Raw genomic sequence first — 18672 nt, 5'->3', positions numbered from 1 at the left:
GGGAGGGCTGGGGTGGGGGCATTCGAGAGCTACGCCGCGTCGTCGGCCGAGCGGGCGAGGACCTCGCGCTTGCCGACATGGTTGGCGGTGCTGATCACGCCGTCCGCCTCCATGCGCTCGATGATGCGGGCGGCGCGGTTGTAGCCGATCTGCAGGTGGCGCTGGATGAAGCTGGTGGAGGCTTTCTTCTCGCGGGTCACGATCGCCACCGCCTGGTCGTAGAGGTCATCGCCGGAGCCGCCCTCGCCCATCCCCGCGGGATCGAGCTCGGGCTCCTCATCCTCGGTCACCGCATCGAGATAGTCGGGCTGGCCCTGAGCCTTGAGGAAGCGCACCACGTCCTCGACCTCGCCGTCGGTCACGAAGGGGCCGTGCACCCGGGTGATGCGGCCGCCGCCGGCCATGTAGAGCATGTCGCCCTGGCCCAGGAGCTGTTCGGCACCCTGCTCGCCCAGGATGGTGCGGCTGTCGATCTTCGAGGTCACCTGGAAGCTGATGCGGGTGGGGAAGTTGGCCTTGATGGTGCCGGTGATGACGTCGACCGAGGGGCGTTGCGTCGCCATCAGGAGATGGATGCCGGCGGCCCGCGCCATCTGCGCCAGGCGTTGGATCGCCCATTCGATGTCCTTGCCGGCGACCAGCATCAGATCGGCCATCTCGTCGACCACCACGACAATGTAGGGAAGATCGGTCAGGTCGAGGGGCTCGTCCTCGAACACCGGCTTGCCGGTGTCGCCGTCGAAGCCGGTCTGCACCCGGCGCTTCAACACCTCGCCCTTGGCGCGCGCTTCCTCGAGCCTGGCGTTGTAGCCCTCGATGTTGCGCACCCCCAGCTTCGACATCGAGCGGTAGCGGTTCTCCATCTCGCGCACGGTCCATTTGAGCGCCACGATCGCCTTCTTCGGCTCGGTCACCACCGGCGCCAGGAGATGCGGAATGCCGTCATAGACGGAGAGCTCCAGCATCTTCGGATCGACCATGATGAAGCGGCACTTCTCCGGCGGCATGCGGTAGAGAAGCGAGAGGATCATGGTGTTGATGGCGACCGACTTGCCCGAGCCGGTGGTGCCGGCGATCAGGAGATGCGGCATGCGCGCCAGATCGACGATGACCGGCGCCCCGCCGATATCCTTGCCGAGGATGAGGGCGAGCTTGGCCGGATTGCGCTCATAGGCTTCCGAGGCCAGGAGCTCGCGCAGATACACCGTCTCGCGGCGCGCGTTCGGCAGCTCGATGCCGATGACGTTGCGCCCGGGTATGACCGCGACCCTTACGGCAATGGCGCTCATCGAGCGGGCGATGTCGTCGGCGAGCCCGATTACGCGGGAGGATTTGATGCCGGGCGCCGGCTCCAGCTCATAGAGCGTCACCACCGGCCCCGGGCGTACTTTGACGATCTCGCCCTTGACGCCGAAATCCTGCAGCACGGATTCGAGCAGGCGGGCATTCTGCTGGAGGGCGGCGTCGTCGAGCTGCGTGCCGGCGATCGCCTTGGGCACGCTGAGCAGCGTGATCGGCGGCAGGCTGTATTCGCCCGCACTCTCCAGCGCCAAGGCTGGCTGCCGCTGCGCTTGCTGGGCCTTGCGTCCGGGAGCCGGCCGGTCGGCCTTGGGCGCCACCAGACTTTCGCGCAGCACCGCGCGGGGCGGGCTTGCGAGCGGGGTGTCGAGCAGCAGCGCGTCGTCCTCGTCCTCATCGGCGGCCTTGCGATCGCCGCGTATCACCAAGCGCGGCTCGACGCGCTTCAACTGCGCGATGCCGGCGGCCATGTCGTAGCCGCGCCGCGCCGCGCGGCTGCCAAAGCGGCCGCCGACCACGCCGGCGCGAACGGCAAAGCGGCTGGTGACGAGGATCGCCTCGAGCGTGGCGCAGGCGACCTCGATCCACTCCTTGATCGAGAAGCCGAAAGCGACGGCGAGCGCCAAGGTGGCCACACCGGCGCCGATCAGGGACAAGAGGCTCTGGGCAGCGATCCCCGCGATCGGCGGGACCCAGCCCACGAGGTTGGCATGGATGAGCTGGCCCGCGGCACCGCCGAGGCCGACGGGCGCCATCCAGAGCGGTGGCGCCGGCAGCGGGCTCAAGGAAGCGGCGGCGGCGAGGATGGCGATCGGCAGCGCGGTCAGGCGCAGGCTCGCGCGGCCGACCGGCCGATGGACCATGAGGCGCACGCCCCAGGCAAGCGCCACCACCACCGGCAAGATGGCGGCGAGACCGAGGCTTTGCAGCAGCACATCGGCAATGATGGCGCCGATGCGCCCCAGGGGATTGGCGACCGGCCCGTCGGCGGCGACGTTCCAGGAGCGGTCGCCCGGCTGATAGCCGATGAGCGCGCCGGCGAGGAACCCGGTCAGGCCGACCAGCGCCAGCCCGGCCAGCTCCTGGGCGCGGCCGCGCAGGAACGAGTCGGCGCCGTCCGGCAGGAAGCCCGATCGCTTGATGGCGTTGGCGGCCATCCTTACAGAACCTCCGCCATGCGGGCGAGCGCCGCCGCGGTGATGGGCGTGTCGTAGACCAGCGCCACGCGGATATAGGGCTTGCCCGGATGCGTGCCGTTCGACTCGATCGGTCCCATGTAGCCGCCGGGAAGCGTGCGGATCGCCGCCTCCGCCCAGAGCCGTTTTGCCGCCGTCTCGCCGTCGCCGACATCGAGCCAGAGATAGAAGCCGCCATCGGGACGGTAGAAGCCGAGGCGGCCGGCGAAGAGCCTCTCGGCTGCATCGAAGTTGGCGCGATAGAGCGTGCGGTTCGCCTCGACATGGGCATCGTCGGACCAGAGCGCCACCGAAGCGGCCAAGGTCGGCACCGGCACGCCGGCGCCGGCATAGCCGATCATGTCGCTGAAGCCCTTGATCAGGTCCGGATGCGCCACCACGAATCCCGAGCGCAGGCCCGGCGCGCTCGAGCGCTTGGAGAGCGAATGGGTGGCGGCGATGTTCTTGAGGTCGCCGCCGAGCGCGGCGGCCGCTTGCAAGATGCCGACGGGCTGGGTGCGGTCATAGATCTCGGCGTAGCACTCATCCACCACCAGCACGAATTCATGGGTGCGGGCGAGCTGGATCGCTTGCTTCAGATAGGCGAGATCGGCGGCGACACCCTGGGGATTGGCAGGCGTGCAGAGATAGAAAAGCGCGGTGCGGTCCAGAACCTCGGCGGGGATCCGATCGAGGTTCGGCAGGAAGCCGGTCTCCTTGGTCGCCGGCAGGAACACCGCATCGGCCCCCGCCAGCGCCGCCGCACCGGCATAGACGTGATAGGCGGGATTGGGGATGAGCACCACCGGGCGCTTGCCGCGGCGCTCCGGCGCCACCGCGATCAGGGCGGCCATGAACAAGGGCTCGCGGCTGCCCGGCATCGGCAGGATGTGGCGCTCGGGCTCGATCATGCCGGCGGGCAAGGCGTAGCGGCGGTTGAGCCAGCCGGCGGCGGCTTGCTTGAACTCGGGCGTGCCGCCCTGGGGCGGGTAGCGGTTCCATTGGTCGGCGTGGCGGGCGAGCGTCTCGGCCAAGAGCGGCGGCGGCTGGTTCTGCGGCTCGCCCACCGAGAACAGCACCGGCTTTTGGTTGCTCTTTGGCGTGACGTCCTGCAAGAGCGCACCCAAGCGGCGGAAGGCGTGGCTCTTGGAGACCTCGAAACGCGGATTGAGCATGGAAGGACGCGACCGCCAGAGTGTCACCGGATGTCGAGCAACGAGCGACAGGCGGCGCTGACGCGGCTCCCGGCGCTTCATAGCTGAATTGAAGATTATACAGCTAAGTGCCCAAAGTGACACTAATTAATCGAAGATCCTCCCCCGCCTTGCACAGCCCGCGGCCGAACCTACAAAGCTTCCGCGTCGGTCTCGCCGGTGCGGATCCGCATGGCCTTCAGGACATCGAGAACGAAGATCTTGCCGTCGCCGATGCGGCCGGTGGACGCCGACTTCTGAATCGACTCGATGACCTGGTTCACCATTTCATCGGTGACCGCCACCTCGATCTTCACCTTCGGCAGGAAACTCACCGAGTATTCCGCCCCGCGATAGATTTCGGTCTGGCCCTTCTGCCGGCCGAAGCCTTTGACCTCGCTCACCGTCAGGCCCTGCACGCCCAAGCTGGTCAGCGCTTCGCGCACCTCCTCCAGCTTGAACGGCTTGATGATCGCCACGACCATTTTCATCCGAGGTCCCCTTCCTAGGCCGCAGCGGCCGCGGCGTTCCGTAGCCAGGCTGCAGCACCTTTGCCGAATCGTGCCGAACAATCCGCCGGGATATCAAGAATCATGCCGTCGTTCGATGCCGGGCGATTCTCCGGCCGCGCCGGCCCGAACGTGCTTCCTCTCTCCCGCTATCGACGGCTCCGGCATCGCGGCCGCCCCAGCGAACCACTGCCTAGCAAATGGGCAGTCGGTCGCCATCCGGCGACCTTTTCGGCAGCAACCCTTTGGCCACGGCCGCGCCCTGGCGCCGACGACCGGGCCGAATCACCAGGGCCCGATCACCCTTATGCCGGCCCACCAATGCGGTGCGTTTTTGTGTTGTATTATCTTGATTTCCCTCGGTATTTTCCCATTGACCCGATGCCAGCGGGTTGACGTAAGCCTGTCACGGAGCAGCATCGCCAAGGTTCGAATCGGCATGGACGATTGGCAGGAACAGGTGCGGCGCTGGCGGATGATGGCGGCGGAATGCCGCACCAAGGCCGAGGCGATCCAGGACGCCGGCGCGCGTGGCTCGTTCCTGCACATGGCCCAAACTTACGACAGCATGGCGGCCCGCTTCGAACAGCCGTCGGAGACGGCCTGGCTCGGAAAGCAAGCCTTGAGCTGAGCCGCTTCCGGCATCGCCCTAGACATTGTCCTATTCGCTCGACAGGCTAGCCCGGCAATGAGCGCGGCCGCAGCAGACTTGCGGGTCGATGTGGTCGTGGTCGGCGGCGGCCTGGTGGGATTGACCCTCGGGCACGCGCTGGCTTCGGCAGGCATCGTGACTGCGGTGGTCGACCGGGAGAGCCCGGCCGATCTGGCCGACGATGCCCATGACGGCCGCGCTTCGGCAATCGCCCATGGCTCCGAGCGCGTGCTGGCCGCACTCGGCATCTGGGAGCACGCGGCACAGCATGCCTGTCCCATCCTCGATATTCGGGTGAGCGATGGCGGCTTCGAAGCCGGCGCCTCGCGCTTGTTCCTGCACTACGACCACCGCGAGGTCGGCGATCCTCTCGGGTATATTGTGGAGAATCGCTTCATCCGCCGCGCGCTTTATCGCGGACTCGAGAAGCGGCCGGATCTCAAGCTCATCGCGCCGGCGCGTGTCGAAGGCTTGGAACGGATTGGCGCACGCGTCCGCGCGCATCTGGCCGATGGACGAGGGATCAAAGCCAGTCTCGCCATCGCCGCCGACGGAAGGAGCTCGCCCACCAGAGCCGCCGCCGGCATCGCGGTCACGGAATGGGCCTATGGACAGACGGCGATCGTCTGCGCCGTCGCCCATGAGCGCGACCACCGCAACGTCGCCCATGAGCGCTTCCTCCCCGCCGGGCCCTTCGCCATGCTGCCGCTGCCCGGCCGCTCTTCGTCCCTGGTGTGGACCGAGCGCAGCCGGATCGCCGGGGCCATGCTGGCGTTGGACGATGCCGGATTCGCCGCCGAACTCCAGCGTCGCTTCGGCGACGAGCTGGGCCAACTCTCCGTCGCCGGCCGACGCTGGTCCTATCCCTTGGGCCTGCTCTTGGCCGAGCGTTCGATCGACCAGCGCTTGGCGCTCATCGGCGATGCCGCCCACGCGATCCACCCCATCGCCGGCCAAGGCCTCAATCTCGGCATCCGCGACGTGGCGGCGCTTGCCGAAGTGCTGGTGGATGCCAGCCGCCTCGGCCTCGACATCGGACAATTGGATGTGCTCGAGCGCTACCAACGCTGGCGTCGCTTCGACACGCTCTCCTTGATCGCGGCGACCGACGGCCTCAATCGCCTGTTTCAGACGAGCTTGCCGCCGGTGAAGCTCGCCCGCGATCTCGGCCTCGCCGTGGTGAACGAGCTGCCGGGCCTGAAGCGCCTGTTCATGCGCCACGCCATGGGGACGCTCGGCGACTTGCCGCGCCTCGTGCAGGGCCTGGCGCTTTAACACGAAGACAAGATAAACCGCAGAGCACGCTGAGAAGCGCAGAGAGCGCTGAGAAGAAGCGGCTCATGCGCGCAAAGCGCGCTCGACTCCTCTCCGCGACCTCTGCGTCGCCTCTGCGCGCTCTCAGGTGAATCCTGCCGTCAAGCGGCTATGCGCTTGGGTAGTAGCGCAGGGTCAGCCGATTACGCTCGTTGTTGGCGTAGTCGAAGTTCGGCTGCACATAGTGCAGCGACACGCTGGTGGTCGGACGCTTCCAGCGTCGCTCGACCGAGAAGCCGGGCACGCTCAGATAATAGCGATCGGTGAGCGTCAGGTCCGAGACACCGAGCTCGGCCACGAGTCCGCGCGCGATCGCGGCATAGTCGGAATGGGTCGGCCGCTTGCCGCGATAGGTCAAGAGCACCTGGGCCAGACGCAGCGTCTGCGCATCGAGCTGGAAATAGACGACGAAGGGTCGGCCGGCCAGCAGCAGCTTCGGAATGACCGCGTGCACGACGAGATCGTCGAAATCGAGCGCCACCGGGGCCGGCTTCAGCTCGTCCGGGAAGGCCGCCTCCAGCTCCAATTCGCTCATGCCCCAGCGCGCTTGGCGCCAGCCTGGAAGATCGGCGGGCGGTTGCGCGGCGGCGGCGAGGAGCGGGCGCGCGATGAGCGTGGCGAGCCCGATCAGCACGGCGCGGCGGGTGATGGCGCGTCTTTGCATCTTGTGACGAGTTCGCTCCACTTCATCCGGGCGAGACAGCTGGATCCCGCGCAGCCCAGCTCGGGCGCTACCGCGCCAAGGCCTCGAGCGCCCGCTCGTAGGCGGCGGTCGCCTCCAGGCCGAAGGTGCAGAAGATGACCTGCTCCAGCTTGGGCTCGCGGGCGAGCACGCCCGCCACCGTGCCGACCGCGATCCGCGTTGCCGGCTCCAGGGGATAGCCGTAGATGCCGGTCGAGATCGCCGGAAAGGCGATGGTGCGGACCGCGTTGGCGACCGCCAGATCGAGCGCGGCGCCATAGCAGGAGGCCAAGAGTTTGTCTTCGCCCTGGCCGCCCCCGTGCCAGACCGGCCCCACGGCATGGATCACGAAGCGCGCCGGCAAGCCATAGCCTTTGGTCAGCCGCGCCTCGCCGGTCGGGCAGAAGCCGATCGCGGCGCATTCGCGGGCGAGCGCGGGACCGGCGATGCGGTGGATGGCGCCGCAGACCCCACCTCCCGGCGCCAGCCGCTCATTGGCGGCATTGACGATGGCATCGACCGCTAGCCCGGTGATGTCGCCGTCCACCACGCTCAAGCGATTGCTCGACATGCGGTAATTCTAGCCGACCGGCACCCCCTATGGTAGGTGACGCCGGTTCACGATGACGCCAGCGAGCATCCTCATCTATGCCGGGCTCGAGCTGATGGGCGACGGCTTCATCAAGCTCCCCTTCGCCCGCGCGGTGCGTGCCGCCTTCCCCGACGCCAGGATCACCTGGCTCGCCGGCAAAGGCCGCACCGTCTATGCCCATGAGCTCGCCCCGTTGGTCCAGGGCGTCTTGGATGAGGTGATCGAGGATGTCGGCATCGGCAAGCATTGGACCGAGCTCTTCGGCAAGCGGCCGCTCTCCGGGCGCCATTTCGATCTGGTGATCGACACCCAGAGCCGGGTCATGACAACCCTCATCCTCAGGCGCGTGCAGCACCATCGCTACCTGTCGCAGACGGCGAAGTTCCTGTTCTCCGATTACCGGCCGCGCTCGGGATACAAGAAGCCGAAGCACCTGCACCACCGGCTGTTCGATCTGATCGTGCTGGCGACCGGACGGCCGGCGCCGTCACCGGAGCCGGGAGAGCTGCCGGCCGACGCCGTCGCTGCGGCGAAGCGGCTTCTGCCGGACGGACCGCTCTATGTCGGTATTGCTCCCGGCGCCGGCAATCGCCGGAAATGCTGGCCGCTGGAGCGCTTTGCCCGGCTCGCCACGGCGCAGGTCGAACGGGGTCGGGTCCCGGTTTTCATCCTCGGACCGGCGGAAGCGGCGTGGCGCCAGCAACTCGCGGCAAGCGTGCCGGCCGCCCGCTTTCCCAACCAGGATGCCGCGGACGCCGGCATCGCCACCGGCCCGGTGCTGACCTTGGCGCTGACCCGGCGGCTCGCCGCCGCGGTGTCGAACGACAGCGGCGGCGGCCATATCCTGGCCGAGGGCGGGGTTCCCCTGGTCTCGCTCTGGGGGCCGACGGTGGTCGACAAGGCTTACCCGATGGCGCGGCGCCTGAAGCTGGTGACCGCGCAGCAATTCGGCGGCGAGGCGATGGAGCTCATTCCGATGGAGGCGGTGGAAGCCGCCTTGGAAACGCTCATCGCCGATCCCAATGCCGACGACAAGCCGGTGGTGGTGTCGGAGGCGCTGTCGGTCGTTCCGGTCTAAGCGGCACGTCGCGCCTTGATTCGTTTTGCATCCTCTGGCTTGAGCTTGCGCCGCGCCTGCTTCAGATCGTAATGGGACTGAAGGTTCATCCAAAATTCCGGGCTGTTGGCGAAATACAAACCAAGCCGCAGGGCGGTGTCGGCGGTTATGCGGCGCCGGTTGTTCACGATCTCGGCAATCCGGTTCGGCGAAATCCCGACTGCCTTCGCCAACTGGTTTTGTGAAAGACCGTATTCCATGAGGAATTCGTCTTTCAGCATTTCGCCCGGAGTGACAGGCGCGAATTCGTTCTCAGCCATGGCTAAGCTCCTGTCAGTGATAGTCGACGATCCGCACCTCATGCGGCTCACCGTCGCGCCATTTGAATATGATCCGCCATTGATCGTTGATCCTGATCGAATGAAATTCCATCAGATCGCCTCTCAGCTTCTCCAGCCGGTTCGATGGCGGTACCTGCAAATCGTCGAGCCGGCTCGCCGCGTTCACCGCTTCCAGTTTTCGCTTGGCCCGGCGGGCGAAACCTTGAAAGTCACGCACGAACGCGTCTCGAAACAACGCTTCCGTTCGTTTGTCGCCGAACGACCGGATCATCGCGGCACTATACCGTATACCGGGATGTGATCAAGACGGAGGCGCCAAACGATAAAGCTTTCACCACAGAGACACAGAGGACACGGAGACGAATGGAGCACGCGCGCAGCGCTTCGCGCACCCGAGCATTACTCTTCTCTGTGTCCTCTGTGTCTCTGTGGTGAAAACATCCCTGCACGCAGCGAGACCTACTCCGCCGCGAGCGTGCGCGCCTTTGCCGTCGTCTCCGCCGGCGTTGCGTGCATGAGCCATGCCAGCAGGATCAGCCCCGGCAACGCCGCGGCGGTCGCGAACAGGAAGAAGCCGACCCAATCCATGCGTTCGGCGAGCCAGCCGCCGCCGGAGGCAAGAATGGTCCGCGGCACCGCCGCCAGAGACGACAGCAAGGCATATTGCGTTGCGGTGTAGGCGACGTTGCAGAGAGCGGAGAGATAGGCAACGAACGCCGCCGACCCCATCGCCCAGGTGACGTTCTCGATCGCGATCGTTGCCATGAGGAAGGCGACATCGTGGCCGACAATTGCTTGCATCGCAAAAGCCAAGATCGAGAGCATCTGCAGCACGCCGCAGACCATCAGCGCACGCATGATGCCCAGCCGATAGGTGATGGCGCCACCGAGGAACAGCCCCAGGATTGTCGCCGCCAGGCCGAACACTTTGGTGACGCTGGCAATCTCGACCTTGCTGAACCCGATGGCGATGTAGAACTTGCCCAGGACGACGCCGGCCAGCGCATCGCCAAGCTTGTATAGGATCACGAAGACAAGAATGTGCGCCCAGTGTGGCCGCAAGATGAAATCGGCGAACGGCTCGATCACCGCGCGCCGGAGCCAATGCATGAAGCCATCGCGATTCGGCGCCGGTCCGACGCCGGCGTTCTCGGTATTGGCGCCGGCTTCCGCCGGCTCCGGCGTCATCAGCACCGTTATCACGCCGACGCTCATTAGCGCGGCCATGACGACATAGGCAGTCTGCCAGCCGAAGAAGCTCGCGAGATACAGTGCGCCCGCTCCGGACGCCAACATGCCGACGCGATAGCCGAACTGCGTCGCCGCTGCACCGGCGCCCTGCTCAGCATCCTTCAGAAGCTCGACCCGGTATGCGTCGATGACGATGTCCTGGCTCGCCGAGAGAAATGCGACCACGACGGCAGCCAGCGCGGTTCGGTGGGGATCGATCGCGGGATCGGAGGCGCCGAGCCCCAGGATCGCCACCGCGAGCACGATTTGAATCGTCACCGCCCAGCTGCGACGACGCCCGAGCCACTTCGTAAGGATGGGAATGGGCATCCGATCGATGATCGGCGACCAAATGAACTTCACATTGTAGGAGACGCTGACCAGCGCAAAGAATCCGATCGCAGTGAGAGTCACGCCGGCTTCCGTGAGCCAGATTCCGAGCGTGCCGCCTGCCGCGGTCAAGGCCAGCGGCAGCCCGCTCGAAAATCCCATGAACAGGATCGCCAGCACGCGCTTCTCGCGGTAGATCCGCGCCGCCTCGAGCCAGCTTGCGATCGGGGCTGGGGCGGGAACGCTGCTCACGCGAGCTGGGCCTCGACCAGCCTGGCCAAGCCGGTTTCGGGCCGCGCGCCGAAATGCTGGATCACCTCGGCCGCTGCGATGCTGCCCATGCGTCCGCATAGCTGAGGACTGCATCCCGTGGTGTAGCCGCGCAGAAATCCGGCGGCGTATTGATCCCCCGCCCCGGTGGTATCGACGACTCTCAAGATCGGCGCCGCCTCAATCGTATGTGCCTCGCCAGCATGGACCACGACCGAGCCCTTGGCGCTGCGGGTCAAGGCCGCCGTCTCGCAATGGTCGCGCACGATCGAGAGCGCCCGATCGAATAGCTGCACCTGGTAGAGCGACAGGATCTCCTGCTCGTTGGCGAAGAGGATGTCGACATGGTTTTCGACCAAGTCGCGAAACTCGGCGCGGTGCCGATCGACGCAAAACGGATCGGAAAGGCTGAGCGCCACCTTGCCGCCTCCGGCATGGGCGAGCTTTGCCGCCTTGAGGAAGGCTTCCTTCGCCGCCGGCCGATCCCAGAGATAGCCCTCGAGATAGACGACCTTGGCGGCGTCGATGAGTGCCGGATCGATGTCGCTCGGCCCGAGGGCAACGCAGGCGCCGAGATAGGTGTTCATCGTGCGTTGCCCATCGGGCGTGACCAGAATGAAGGAGCGCGCCGTCGGCACCGCACCCCGAAGCGGCGGTGTATCGAAGCGGATGCCGGCTGCCTTGAGATCATGGGCGAAGACGCGGCCGAGCTGGTCGTCGGCGACCTTGCCGATATAGGCGCCCTTGGCGCCGAGCGAGGCCAGGCCCGCCATGGTATTGCCGCAGGAGCCGCCCGAGCACTCGACCGCGGGCCCGATCAGATCATAGAGCCGCTCGGCGCGTTCGGCATCGATGAGCGCCATCGATCCCTTGACCAAGCCCTGCTCTTCCAGAAATCCGTCCTCGGTGCCTGCGAGCACGTCGACAATGGCATTGCCAATCCCAACCACATCCAGCGTCCGCTCCGCCATTCCCGTGCTCCGCCCATTGCCCGTCCACATGCATCGGCCAATATAGCCGCCAGGCTCGAAAGCCTGCTAGGAACCTCCGCGGTCCCGCTCAAATCCATGCGGCTCGTTCGAGATCTCCCTGCCATCGTCATGCCCAGCTTCTTCCTCGCCGCCCTGCTGCAGCTGTTCGAGAGGCGCTTTCAGCGCTTGCTCTGGTTGGGCCTGGTGCTGTCGGTCGGGCTTCTGGCGGGGCTGTCCTTCGGCGGCTCGCTCCTCTTCGCCACGCTCGTGCCGGACGGGGTCCCCGGCATCGGCATCGTGCTGGCGGGGCTGGGGGCGCTCGCCGGGCTCATCCTCGGCTGGCTGTTTTTTCCGGCGCTGACCGCATCCCTCTTCAGCCTGATGGTCGAGCCGATCGCCCGGGCGGTCGAGGCCCGCCACTATCCAGGTGTGCCGCCGCCCCGTTCGCAGTCGGCGGCCGAAATGGTCGCAAGCGCCTTGAGGCTGGCGGCGACCGCCCTCCTGGTCAACCTCGCGGCGCTGCCCGTCTATCTGCTGCTGCCTGCCTTTAATCTTTTTATCTTCTTGTTTTTCAACGGATATTTGGTTGGGAAGGGTTATTTCGAAATGGCCGCTGCGCGCCGCTTCGAGCCGCCCGTGCAGCGTCTCCTCTGGCGCGCCGAGCGTGGTTCGCTTTGGCTTGCCGGCGCCTGCTTGGCGGCCTTGCTGACGATTCCCTTGGTAAACCTGGTGACACCGATGCTCGCCATTGCTTTCATGGTGCATACCGTCGAGCGAATGCGCCATCGCCAAAAGGCAAAATAGCTGGTAAGATCCGGCCCGTTTATGCGTTGGTGAAAACTGTCGCGTTTTCAGGGGCTCGTGCCATGTTCTTCAAGAAAAAGGGCAACGCCGGAGAGGGTTCTGCCGAGGTCCCGTCGCCGGGCGCCGGTCCGACCAATTTCACCGAAAACACCGCCGACAAGCGCGCCGAGAAGCGCGAGGATCCGTTGCAGAAAGGCGTAGGTACCGCAATGACCCAGCAGAAGCCACCCAGTCCCGGTTTCTCCCCGGAGATCCCCAGGCGCGTCGTCGATATTCCCGGCGCCGTACCGCGCCGGCCGACGCCGACGCCGACCTCGACGCCGGCTCCTCGCTCCGAGCACGAGTCGAAGCGCCTCATTGTCGGCCGCGACATCATCCTCTCGGGGGAGATCACGGCCTGCGACGTGCTGGTGGTGGAAGGCCGGGTCGAGGCGACGCTCAGCAACAGCCATTCGATCGACATTGCCGCGACCGGGCATTTCAAGGGCACAGCGGAAATCGAAGAGGCGGACATCAACGGCGCCTATGAGGGCACGCTCACCGTGCGCAACCGTTTGTTCATTCGTTCGACCGGCAATGTGACCGGCAAGATCCGCTATGGCCAGCTCGAGATCGAGCGCGGCGGCGTGGTCACCGGCGACGTCCAGCTCGTCGACGCGCAGACGGCGCGGCCGAGCGAGGAGAAGGAGAAGACCGGCAAGGTCAGCGGCGCCGCCGTCGGCTGAGCCGATCGTCTTTCGAAGGGTCACCAACAACCGAGGGCACCATGGCGGGGGGCGGGGGACGGTCGAAGCAGGCCATCGGCATGGCAGCAATTGTTATGCTGGCGGCTTGCACGCAATCGGTGCGACCCGCCGAGACCGTGGCCGGCGGGCTTGAGCCGAAGCCGCCCACGGGCCTCGCCGTCGCCTCATCCAGGACCGAGTCGCCGCCGAACGAGGCCAACGCGCCGGCGGGCCGCGCCATCGAGCATCAGCCGGTCCGCCTTGTCGGGCTCACCCCCGGGGAGATCGAGCGGCTGTTGGGACATCCCCGGTTCGTGCGCCACGACGGGGCGGCGCAGATCTGGCGCTTCGCCAATCAGAGCTGCGTGTTGGATGTGTTCTTCTACCGCGAGGCCGATGTCTACACGGTGCGCCACTACGAGCTCCGCGCGCCCGGTCTCAACGACGCGCTGCCGCGCCCCTGCGCCGGCGATGTGACCGTGCTCCTGCAGGCGAACAGCGGCTGAGCAGAAGCTAGAGTCTAGGTCTCGTGCCGCGCCAGTCGGTCGCCCGCTCATAGGCGTGGCCGAGCCGGAGAACGATCGCATCGTCGAAAGGCTTGGCGGCGATCTGCAGGCTCAGCGGAAGTCCGTCCGTCCCGAAACCGGCACAGAGCGATAGCGCCGGTGCGCCGCTGACGTTGAACGGCGTCACCGCCATCCGTGCCCGCGGCCGCATCGAGGGCCAGCTGACCATGTCGGCGAGCGGGCTCGGCGGCTCGATCGCGCACGCGGTCACCAACGCGTCCGCTTCGGCAAGAGCGGCGACGTAGCCTTCCGACAGACTTCGCCGTTGGCGCAATGCCTTGACGTAATCGCCGGCGCCGATCAGCGCGCCCGCCAGCAACCGCTCGCGTGCGATCTTGCCGTAGGCGAACGGGCGGGTTCGCAAATCGTGCTCGTGCAGAGCGTAGGACTCGGCATAGCTGATCAAGAGACAGCACGCATCCCATTCCCGGAGCTTGGGCAGCGTGATCTCGACGAGTGTCGCGCCCAGCCTTCGGAGCACCTTCAGCGCGGCTTCGATCGCCGCACGGGCTTCTTGCGTCGCCTCGAGATCGCTTTCGTAGAACTGCCGCACGACGCCGATCCGCATCCCGGCAATGTCGCCCTTGAGGGAACGCACAAACGAGAGCCGTCGACGCCGGGCGCTCGCCGGGTCATCGGCATCGAAGCCGGCGATCGCTTCCAAAAGATAGGCGCAATCCTCCGCGGTCCATGCCATCGGCCCGCAATGATCGAGCGAATAGGCAAGCGGGACGACGCCGGCGCGGCTCACCAGCCCATAGGTCGGCTTCAGGCCGGCGATGCCGCAATAGGCGGCGGGCATGCGAATCGAGCCGCCGGTATCCGAGCCGAGCGCGCCCGGAATGAAACCGGCGGCGACCGCCGCGCCGGCGCCGGTCGACGAGCCGCCGGTGAAGTAGTCGGGATTCCACGGATTGCGCGCCGGCGGCCAAGGCAAATCAAAGGACGGGCCGCCGATGGCGAATTCATGGGTGGTGAGCTTGCCGAGGATGATCGCGCCTGCTTGCCGCAGACGCCGCACCACGGCTGCATCGCGATCGGGCACGCGGTCAACGAGAAGGCGCGACTGCGCCGCGGTGCGCACGCCCTTGGTGTCATAGACATCCTTGAGGGCGATGGGGATGCCGTGCAGCGGCCCGATGCGCCTTCCCGCCCTGATGGCCCGCTCGGCCAGGCGCGCCTGGCGCATGGCTTCGCCTTCCAGCACCAGCACGAAGCTGTTCAGCCGATGATCGAGGGCGCGAATCCGCGCCAGCATCGCCTTCACCAAGTCGACGGGCGAAAGCCTCCCAGTCGCTATGCGGCGGCTCGCCTCGGCGATGGAGAGGTAGTGCAGCGCGCTCGGCGCGGTCATCCCCAAGACCGCGCGCGCAGCCCGCTCATCCCTTCTTCGAGATGTTCCAGAACACCAGCACGGCCGCCTTCAGCACGCCATCCAAGCTCTTGCGGTAGAAGGTCGGCTGGCTGTATTGGCCGGCGAGCGCCAGGGGCTGCACCTGCCAGAGGCGCCGGTGCAGGCTCTCGGCGATCTGCTTCTTCTCCGCATCGTCGGTCGAGCGGATGAAGCGATCGAGGATCTTGCTCGCTTCCTCGTCGCAGGGCCAGCCCAGCCAGTTGGTGCCGGCGCAGTTGGTGTTGACCGCGATGTTGGAAAGCGGGTGCGCCATCGATACGCCGTTCCAACTCACCGCGAACAGGCTCCAGCCGCCTTGCTCGACCGGTCCCCGGTTGAGGCGCTTGGTGATGACGCCGCCCCAATCGGACATCTGCAGATCGACGTTGACGCCGAGCTGCTTCAGCTTGTCGACGGCGACCCGCGCCATCGCACCCTGCGCCGGGATCTCGTCGGTGGAAACAATGACCGCCTTCCCGCCCTTGTAGCCGGATTCGCCGAGGAGCTGCTTTGCCTTGGCCATGTCGGGCTTCCGGTATTCCTCGGAGCCGGCCTCGGTGCCATAGGGCATGCCGCAGACGAAATAGGAGAAGCAGGTGCTCCACCACTTCTTGTCGCCGATCGCCGCTTGCATGAAATCGGTCTGCTGCATCATGGCGGAGAGCGCCGCCCGCGCCTTTGCATTGTTGAAGGGCGGTTGCAGGTGGTTGGGCCTGAGGACGGCGACCGCGGGAATCGGGGTGATCACCTCGACCGTGACGTTCGGGTTCTTTTCGACCAGCGGCACCAGATCGAGCGCCGGCTGATCGATGAGATCCACCTCTCCGGCGTTGAGAGCGGCCGCGGCCGTGCTGGCGTCGGGCAGGATCTTGTATTCGATCCGATCCACCTTGACGATCTTGCCGCCGGCGAGCCCGTCGGGCGCATCGCTCCGCGGCACATAGTCGGGATTCTTCTCGTAGACGACGGTCGAGCCTGGCATCCATGCGGATTTGACGAAGCGAAACGGGCCGGAGCCGATGGTCTCGGTGAACGGAACGGCCGGATCCGATCGTGCTTCCTTCTCGCGGAAGACGAAGGCGGGGCTGCCGGAGGCGTTTGCGAACGACCATTCCACGAGCCCATAGGGCTCCTTGAGCGTGAGCTTGAAGCTGCGGTCGTCAACCGGGGCCATCGCGGCCAAGAATGACGCAAGCTTGGTGCCGACCGCATCCTTCTTCATCCAGCGTTCGAGGGACGGGATCACATCGCGGCTGGTGACGGGCGTGCCGTCTTGGAACCTGAGGCCCGGCCGCAGCGTCATGGTGTAGACGAGCTTGTCGGGCGAGAGGGCGAAGCTCTCGATCATCTGCGGCTTGACGTTCAGCTTCTCATCGAAGGCGAACAGCATGTCGAAGATCGACAGCCCGTGCATGAGGGTGATCGTCGCCGCGGTCTGGCTGGGATCCAGCACCTTGAGGTCGGCGTGGGGAACCACGCGGATGACCGATTCCGCCAAGGCCGGCGCCGATGCCGCAGCCAAGAGACCGGGAATGAGAGACAATCCGAGTGCGCGCGCGAGGTACCGTGCCATTCGTTCCTCCCTTTGCGGCGTTGCGCGAATAATCGGCGAAGCCGCGGCGATGCGCAACGTGGCCTCACTCTGGCGCCGGCGTCTTCTCCTTGAAGCGGCAGAGCGGGCGCACGACGCAGGCATTGCAATCCGGCTGCCGGGCCTTGCAGACATAGCGTCCGTGCAGAATGAGCCAGTGATGGGCGTGCTGCTTCCAACGGTCCGGGACGATGCGCTCGAGCATCGCCTCCACCGCTTCCGGCGTCTTGGCCGGAGCGAGGCCGGTGCGGTTGGAGACGCGGAACACATGGGTGTCGACGGCGATGGTGGGCTCGCCGAAGGCGATGTTGAGGACGACACTCGCCGTCTTGCGGCCGACACCAGGCAGCTTCTGCAGGGATTCGCGATCCCGCGGCACCTGGCCCCCATGGTCGCTCATCAGTATGCGGCTCAGGGCAATGATGTTCTTCGCCTTGGTATTGAAGAGGCCGATGGTCTTGATGTGCCCCTTGAGGCCGGCCTCGCCCAGAACCAGCATCTTTTCCGGCGTGTCGGCGAGGCGGAACAGCGTCTTCGTCGCCTTGTTGACCCCGGCATCGGTCGCCTGCGCCGACAGGACCACGGCGACCAGGAGGGTGTAGGGGTTGACGGAGTCGAGCTCGCCCTTGGGCGCGGGGTTCTTGGCGGCGAGACGCCGGAAGAATTCGTCGACTTCGGCTTTGCTGTGTTTCTTCATGGCGCAAATCTGTAGCAGGGGAAGAGGACCCGCGCACGACCGAAGGAGCGCGGCCGAAGGGCAAGCCTTGCGCTCCTCCGTGATTCGCGAATAATTAGATGGGGTTGCATTGAGAACGAAAAGACAACCGCTAGTCGCGCCGCGCATCGGCAAAGCGAGGGCTGGCACTCGACGACGGAAGCTGCCAAACCTCGACAGTCTATGTCGGCCAATTGGGGGGCGGGATCATGCCGCGGGGACGACCTCGAAAGAATGCCGGCCCGCTGCCGCTCGCCGCTCTCAGCGACGAAACGATCAAGCGGGTCAACGAAATCAGCGAAGCGGAGTTGGTTGAGGCATTCACCGCTGCCGCGCCGAAACGCGGCGCCCGCTTCAGCCGGAAAGGCAATGGGCAAGGTGCCACGTCACCAGCAGCGGCGGAGTCCAACGGCCGCATCGAGGCGAAGCTCTGGGCGGCGGCCGATGCGCTCCGCAACAACATGGACGCGGCCGAGTACAAGCATGTCGTCCTTGGCCTGATCTTCCTCAAATACATCTCCGATGCCTTCGAGGCGAAGCACGCGGAGCTGGCCGCGCAAGCGGCCGAGGGTGCCGACCCGGAAGATCCGGATGAGTACAAGGCAACCCGCATATTCTGGGTGCCGAAGGAAGCGCGCTGGCAGCACCTGAAGGCCAGCGCCCCGCAGCCCACCATCGGCACGCTGGTCGACGAGGCGATGAGCGCCATCGAGCGCGACAACCCCACGCTCAGGAGCGTGCTGCCCAAGGATTTCGGCCGGCCGGGCCTCGACAAGCAGCGGCTCGGCCAGCTCATCAACCTCGTCAGCACCATCGGCCTCGGCAGCCCGGCCGACCGGGCCAGGGACGTGCTGGGCAGCGTCTACGAGTATTTTCTCGCGCAGTTCGCCAGCGCCGAGGGCAAGAAGGGCGGGCAGTTCTACACGCCCTCGCGGGTGGTGCGCGTGCTGGTCGAGATGCTGGCGCCCTACAAGGGCCGGGTCTACGACCCGTGCTGCGGCTCCGGCGGCATGTTCGTCTCCAGCGAGAGCTTCATCGAGGCCCATAGCGGCAAGCGCGGCGACATTTCCATCTACGGCCAGGAATCGAACTACACGACCTGGCGCCTGGCGAAGATGAACCTCGCCATCCGCGGCATCGACGCGTAGATCGCCCATGGCGATACGTTCCACGACGATAAGCACGCCGACCTCAAAGCCGACTACGTGCTGGCCAATCCGCCTTTCAACGATTCCGACTGGCGCGGCGATCTGCTGCAGAACG

General features: G+C 66.2%; 18 protein-coding genes and 1 pseudogene. 7 read left to right on the top strand and 12 right to left on the bottom strand.

Annotation, left to right across the window (positions count from 1 at the left end; all coding sequences use genetic code 11):
• Positions 1–29 precede the first annotated feature (29 nt).
• The 3 genes from HY058_20680 to HY058_20670 form a co-directional block, all read right to left on the bottom strand.
• Positions 30–2456, bottom strand: a complete 2427-nt coding sequence (locus HY058_20680) for a DNA translocase FtsK 4TM domain-containing protein (protein MBI3499719.1) — start codon at positions 2454–2456, stop codon at positions 30–32.
• 2 nt (positions 2457–2458) lie between these two features.
• Positions 2459–3649: an aminotransferase class I/II-fold pyridoxal phosphate-dependent enzyme gene (locus HY058_20675; GenBank protein ID MBI3499718.1), complete on the bottom strand. Its 1191-nt coding sequence runs from the start codon at positions 3647–3649 to the stop codon at positions 2459–2461.
• 170 nt (positions 3650–3819) lie between these two features.
• Positions 3820–4158 (bottom strand): P-II family nitrogen regulator, encoded by a 339-nt coding sequence (locus HY058_20670; protein ID MBI3499717.1) that lies wholly within the window; start codon positions 4156–4158, stop codon positions 3820–3822.
• A gap of 457 nt (positions 4159–4615) precedes the next feature.
• On the opposite strand from HY058_20670, the gene HY058_20665 reads away from it, so the two are divergent.
• Both HY058_20665 and HY058_20660 read left to right on the top strand, forming a co-directional pair.
• The gene (locus tag HY058_20665) at positions 4616–4807 is read left to right on the top strand and encodes a hypothetical protein (GenBank protein MBI3499716.1); all 192 of its coding nucleotides are present in this window, start codon (positions 4616–4618) and stop codon (positions 4805–4807) included.
• Positions 4808–4864: 57 nt separating this feature from the next.
• Positions 4865–6103, top strand: a complete 1239-nt coding sequence (locus HY058_20660; GenBank protein ID MBI3499715.1) for a UbiH/UbiF/VisC/COQ6 family ubiquinone biosynthesis hydroxylase — start codon at positions 4865–4867, stop codon at positions 6101–6103.
• Between the two features lie 148 nt (positions 6104–6251).
• Here the strand turns inward: HY058_20660 and HY058_20655 are convergent, their stop codons facing one another.
• Both HY058_20655 and HY058_20650 read right to left on the bottom strand, forming a co-directional pair.
• Complete coding sequence (locus HY058_20655; GenBank protein MBI3499714.1) at positions 6252–6806, bottom strand: hypothetical protein; 555 nt, start codon at positions 6804–6806, stop codon at positions 6252–6254.
• A gap of 67 nt (positions 6807–6873) precedes the next feature.
• Complete coding sequence (locus HY058_20650) at positions 6874–7395, bottom strand: O-acetyl-ADP-ribose deacetylase (GenBank protein MBI3499713.1); 522 nt, start codon at positions 7393–7395, stop codon at positions 6874–6876.
• 52 nt (positions 7396–7447) lie between these two features.
• Here HY058_20650 and HY058_20645 point away from each other — a divergent pair, with 52 nt between their 5' ends.
• Positions 7448–8494 carry a glycosyltransferase family 9 protein gene (locus tag HY058_20645; protein ID MBI3499712.1) on the top strand — a complete coding sequence of 349 codons (1047 nt, stop codon included), beginning with the start codon at positions 7448–7450 and terminating at the stop codon, positions 8492–8494.
• Here the strand turns inward: HY058_20645 and HY058_20640 are convergent.
• From HY058_20640 to HY058_20625, 4 genes are all read right to left on the bottom strand, one after another.
• A complete protein-coding gene (locus HY058_20640) occupies positions 8491–8793 on the bottom strand; it encodes a HigA family addiction module antidote protein (GenBank protein ID MBI3499711.1) in 303 nt (100 codons plus the stop codon). The genes HY058_20645 and HY058_20640 overlap by 4 nt on opposite strands.
• Before the next feature lie 13 nt (positions 8794–8806).
• Positions 8807–9085, bottom strand: a complete 279-nt coding sequence (locus HY058_20635) for a type II toxin-antitoxin system RelE/ParE family toxin (GenBank protein ID MBI3499710.1) — start codon at positions 9083–9085, stop codon at positions 8807–8809.
• 188 nt (positions 9086–9273) lie between these two features.
• A complete protein-coding gene (locus tag HY058_20630) occupies positions 9274–10725 on the bottom strand; it encodes an AmpG family muropeptide MFS transporter (GenBank protein MBI3499709.1) in 1452 nt (483 codons plus the stop codon).
• Complete coding sequence (locus HY058_20625; protein ID MBI3499708.1) at positions 10623–11615, bottom strand: adenosine kinase; 993 nt, start codon at positions 11613–11615, stop codon at positions 10623–10625. Before HY058_20625 ends, HY058_20630 begins: the two co-directional genes overlap by 103 nt.
• A gap of 96 nt (positions 11616–11711) precedes the next feature.
• Here HY058_20625 and HY058_20620 point away from each other — a divergent pair, with 96 nt between their 5' ends.
• From HY058_20620 to HY058_20610, 3 genes are all read left to right on the top strand, one after another.
• Positions 11712–12419 (top strand): EI24 domain-containing protein, encoded by a 708-nt coding sequence (locus HY058_20620; GenBank protein MBI3499707.1) that lies wholly within the window; start codon positions 11712–11714, stop codon positions 12417–12419.
• A gap of 209 nt (positions 12420–12628) precedes the next feature.
• Complete coding sequence (locus HY058_20615) at positions 12629–13144, top strand: polymer-forming cytoskeletal protein (GenBank protein MBI3499706.1); 516 nt, start codon at positions 12629–12631, stop codon at positions 13142–13144.
• Positions 13145–13224: 80 nt separating this feature from the next.
• A complete protein-coding gene (locus HY058_20610) occupies positions 13225–13650 on the top strand; it encodes a hypothetical protein (protein MBI3499705.1) in 426 nt (141 codons plus the stop codon).
• A 7-nt stretch (positions 13651–13657) separates the two neighbouring features.
• Here HY058_20610 and HY058_20605 read toward each other — a convergent pair whose 3' ends face one another.
• From HY058_20605 to nth, 3 genes are all read right to left on the bottom strand, one after another.
• Positions 13658–15064 (bottom strand): amidase, encoded by a 1407-nt coding sequence (locus HY058_20605; protein MBI3499704.1) that lies wholly within the window; start codon positions 15062–15064, stop codon positions 13658–13660.
• A 25-nt stretch (positions 15065–15089) separates the two neighbouring features.
• Positions 15090–16676, bottom strand: coding sequence for an ABC transporter substrate-binding protein (locus HY058_20600; protein ID MBI3499703.1), 1587 nt, complete (start codon positions 16674–16676; stop codon positions 15090–15092).
• Positions 16677–16740: 64 nt separating this feature from the next.
• Positions 16741–17391, bottom strand: a complete 651-nt coding sequence (gene nth, locus HY058_20595) for an endonuclease III (protein MBI3499702.1) — start codon at positions 17389–17391, stop codon at positions 16741–16743.
• A 227-nt stretch (positions 17392–17618) separates the two neighbouring features.
• On the opposite strand from nth, the pseudogene HY058_20590 reads away from it, so the two are divergent.
• A pseudogene (locus HY058_20590) lies at positions 17619–18672 on the top strand (SAM-dependent DNA methyltransferase).

This window comes from Pseudomonadota bacterium (assembly GCA_016195085.1).
GTDB lineage: Bacteria > Pseudomonadota > Alphaproteobacteria > SHVZ01 > SHVZ01 > JACQAG01.
The sequence above is the reverse complement of the archived record's forward strand: the minus strand, read 5'-3'. Positions and strand labels throughout refer to the sequence as shown.

Bases quoted from the DNA above. Each gene is read 5' to 3' on its own strand.
- HY058_20680 (MBI3499719.1), bottom strand. From the start codon at position 2,456: ATGGCCGCCAACGCCATCAAGCGATCGGGCTTCCTGCCGGACGGCGCC.
- HY058_20675 (MBI3499718.1), bottom strand. From the start codon at position 3,649: ATGCTCAATCCGCGTTTCGAGGTCTCCAAGAGCCACGCCTTCCGCCGC.
- HY058_20670 (MBI3499717.1), bottom strand. From the start codon at position 4,158: ATGAAAATGGTCGTGGCGATCATCAAGCCGTTCAAGCTGGAGGAGGTG.
- HY058_20665 (MBI3499716.1), top strand. From the start codon at position 4,616: ATGGACGATTGGCAGGAACAGGTGCGGCGCTGGCGGATGATGGCGGCG.
- HY058_20660 (MBI3499715.1), top strand. From the start codon at position 4,865: ATGAGCGCGGCCGCAGCAGACTTGCGGGTCGATGTGGTCGTGGTCGGC.
- HY058_20655 (MBI3499714.1), bottom strand. From the start codon at position 6,806: ATGCAAAGACGCGCCATCACCCGCCGCGCCGTGCTGATCGGGCTCGCC.
- HY058_20650 (MBI3499713.1), bottom strand. From the start codon at position 7,395: ATGTCGAGCAATCGCTTGAGCGTGGTGGACGGCGACATCACCGGGCTA.
- HY058_20645 (MBI3499712.1), top strand. From the start codon at position 7,448: ATGACGCCAGCGAGCATCCTCATCTATGCCGGGCTCGAGCTGATGGGC.
- HY058_20640 (MBI3499711.1), bottom strand. From the start codon at position 8,793: ATGGCTGAGAACGAATTCGCGCCTGTCACTCCGGGCGAAATGCTGAAA.
- HY058_20635 (MBI3499710.1), bottom strand. From the start codon at position 9,085: ATGATCCGGTCGTTCGGCGACAAACGAACGGAAGCGTTGTTTCGAGAC.
- HY058_20630 (MBI3499709.1), bottom strand. From the start codon at position 10,725: ATGCGGACGCATGGGCAGCATCGCAGCGGCCGAGGTGATCCAGCATTT.
- HY058_20625 (MBI3499708.1), bottom strand. From the start codon at position 11,615: ATGGCGGAGCGGACGCTGGATGTGGTTGGGATTGGCAATGCCATTGTC.
- HY058_20620 (MBI3499707.1), top strand. From the start codon at position 11,712: ATGCGGCTCGTTCGAGATCTCCCTGCCATCGTCATGCCCAGCTTCTTC.
- HY058_20615 (MBI3499706.1), top strand. From the start codon at position 12,629: ATGACCCAGCAGAAGCCACCCAGTCCCGGTTTCTCCCCGGAGATCCCC.
- HY058_20610 (MBI3499705.1), top strand. From the start codon at position 13,225: ATGGCAGCAATTGTTATGCTGGCGGCTTGCACGCAATCGGTGCGACCC.
- HY058_20605 (MBI3499704.1), bottom strand. From the start codon at position 15,064: ATGACCGCGCCGAGCGCGCTGCACTACCTCTCCATCGCCGAGGCGAGC.
- HY058_20600 (MBI3499703.1), bottom strand. From the start codon at position 16,676: ATGGCACGGTACCTCGCGCGCGCACTCGGATTGTCTCTCATTCCCGGT.
- nth (MBI3499702.1), bottom strand. From the start codon at position 17,391: ATGAAGAAACACAGCAAAGCCGAAGTCGACGAATTCTTCCGGCGTCTC.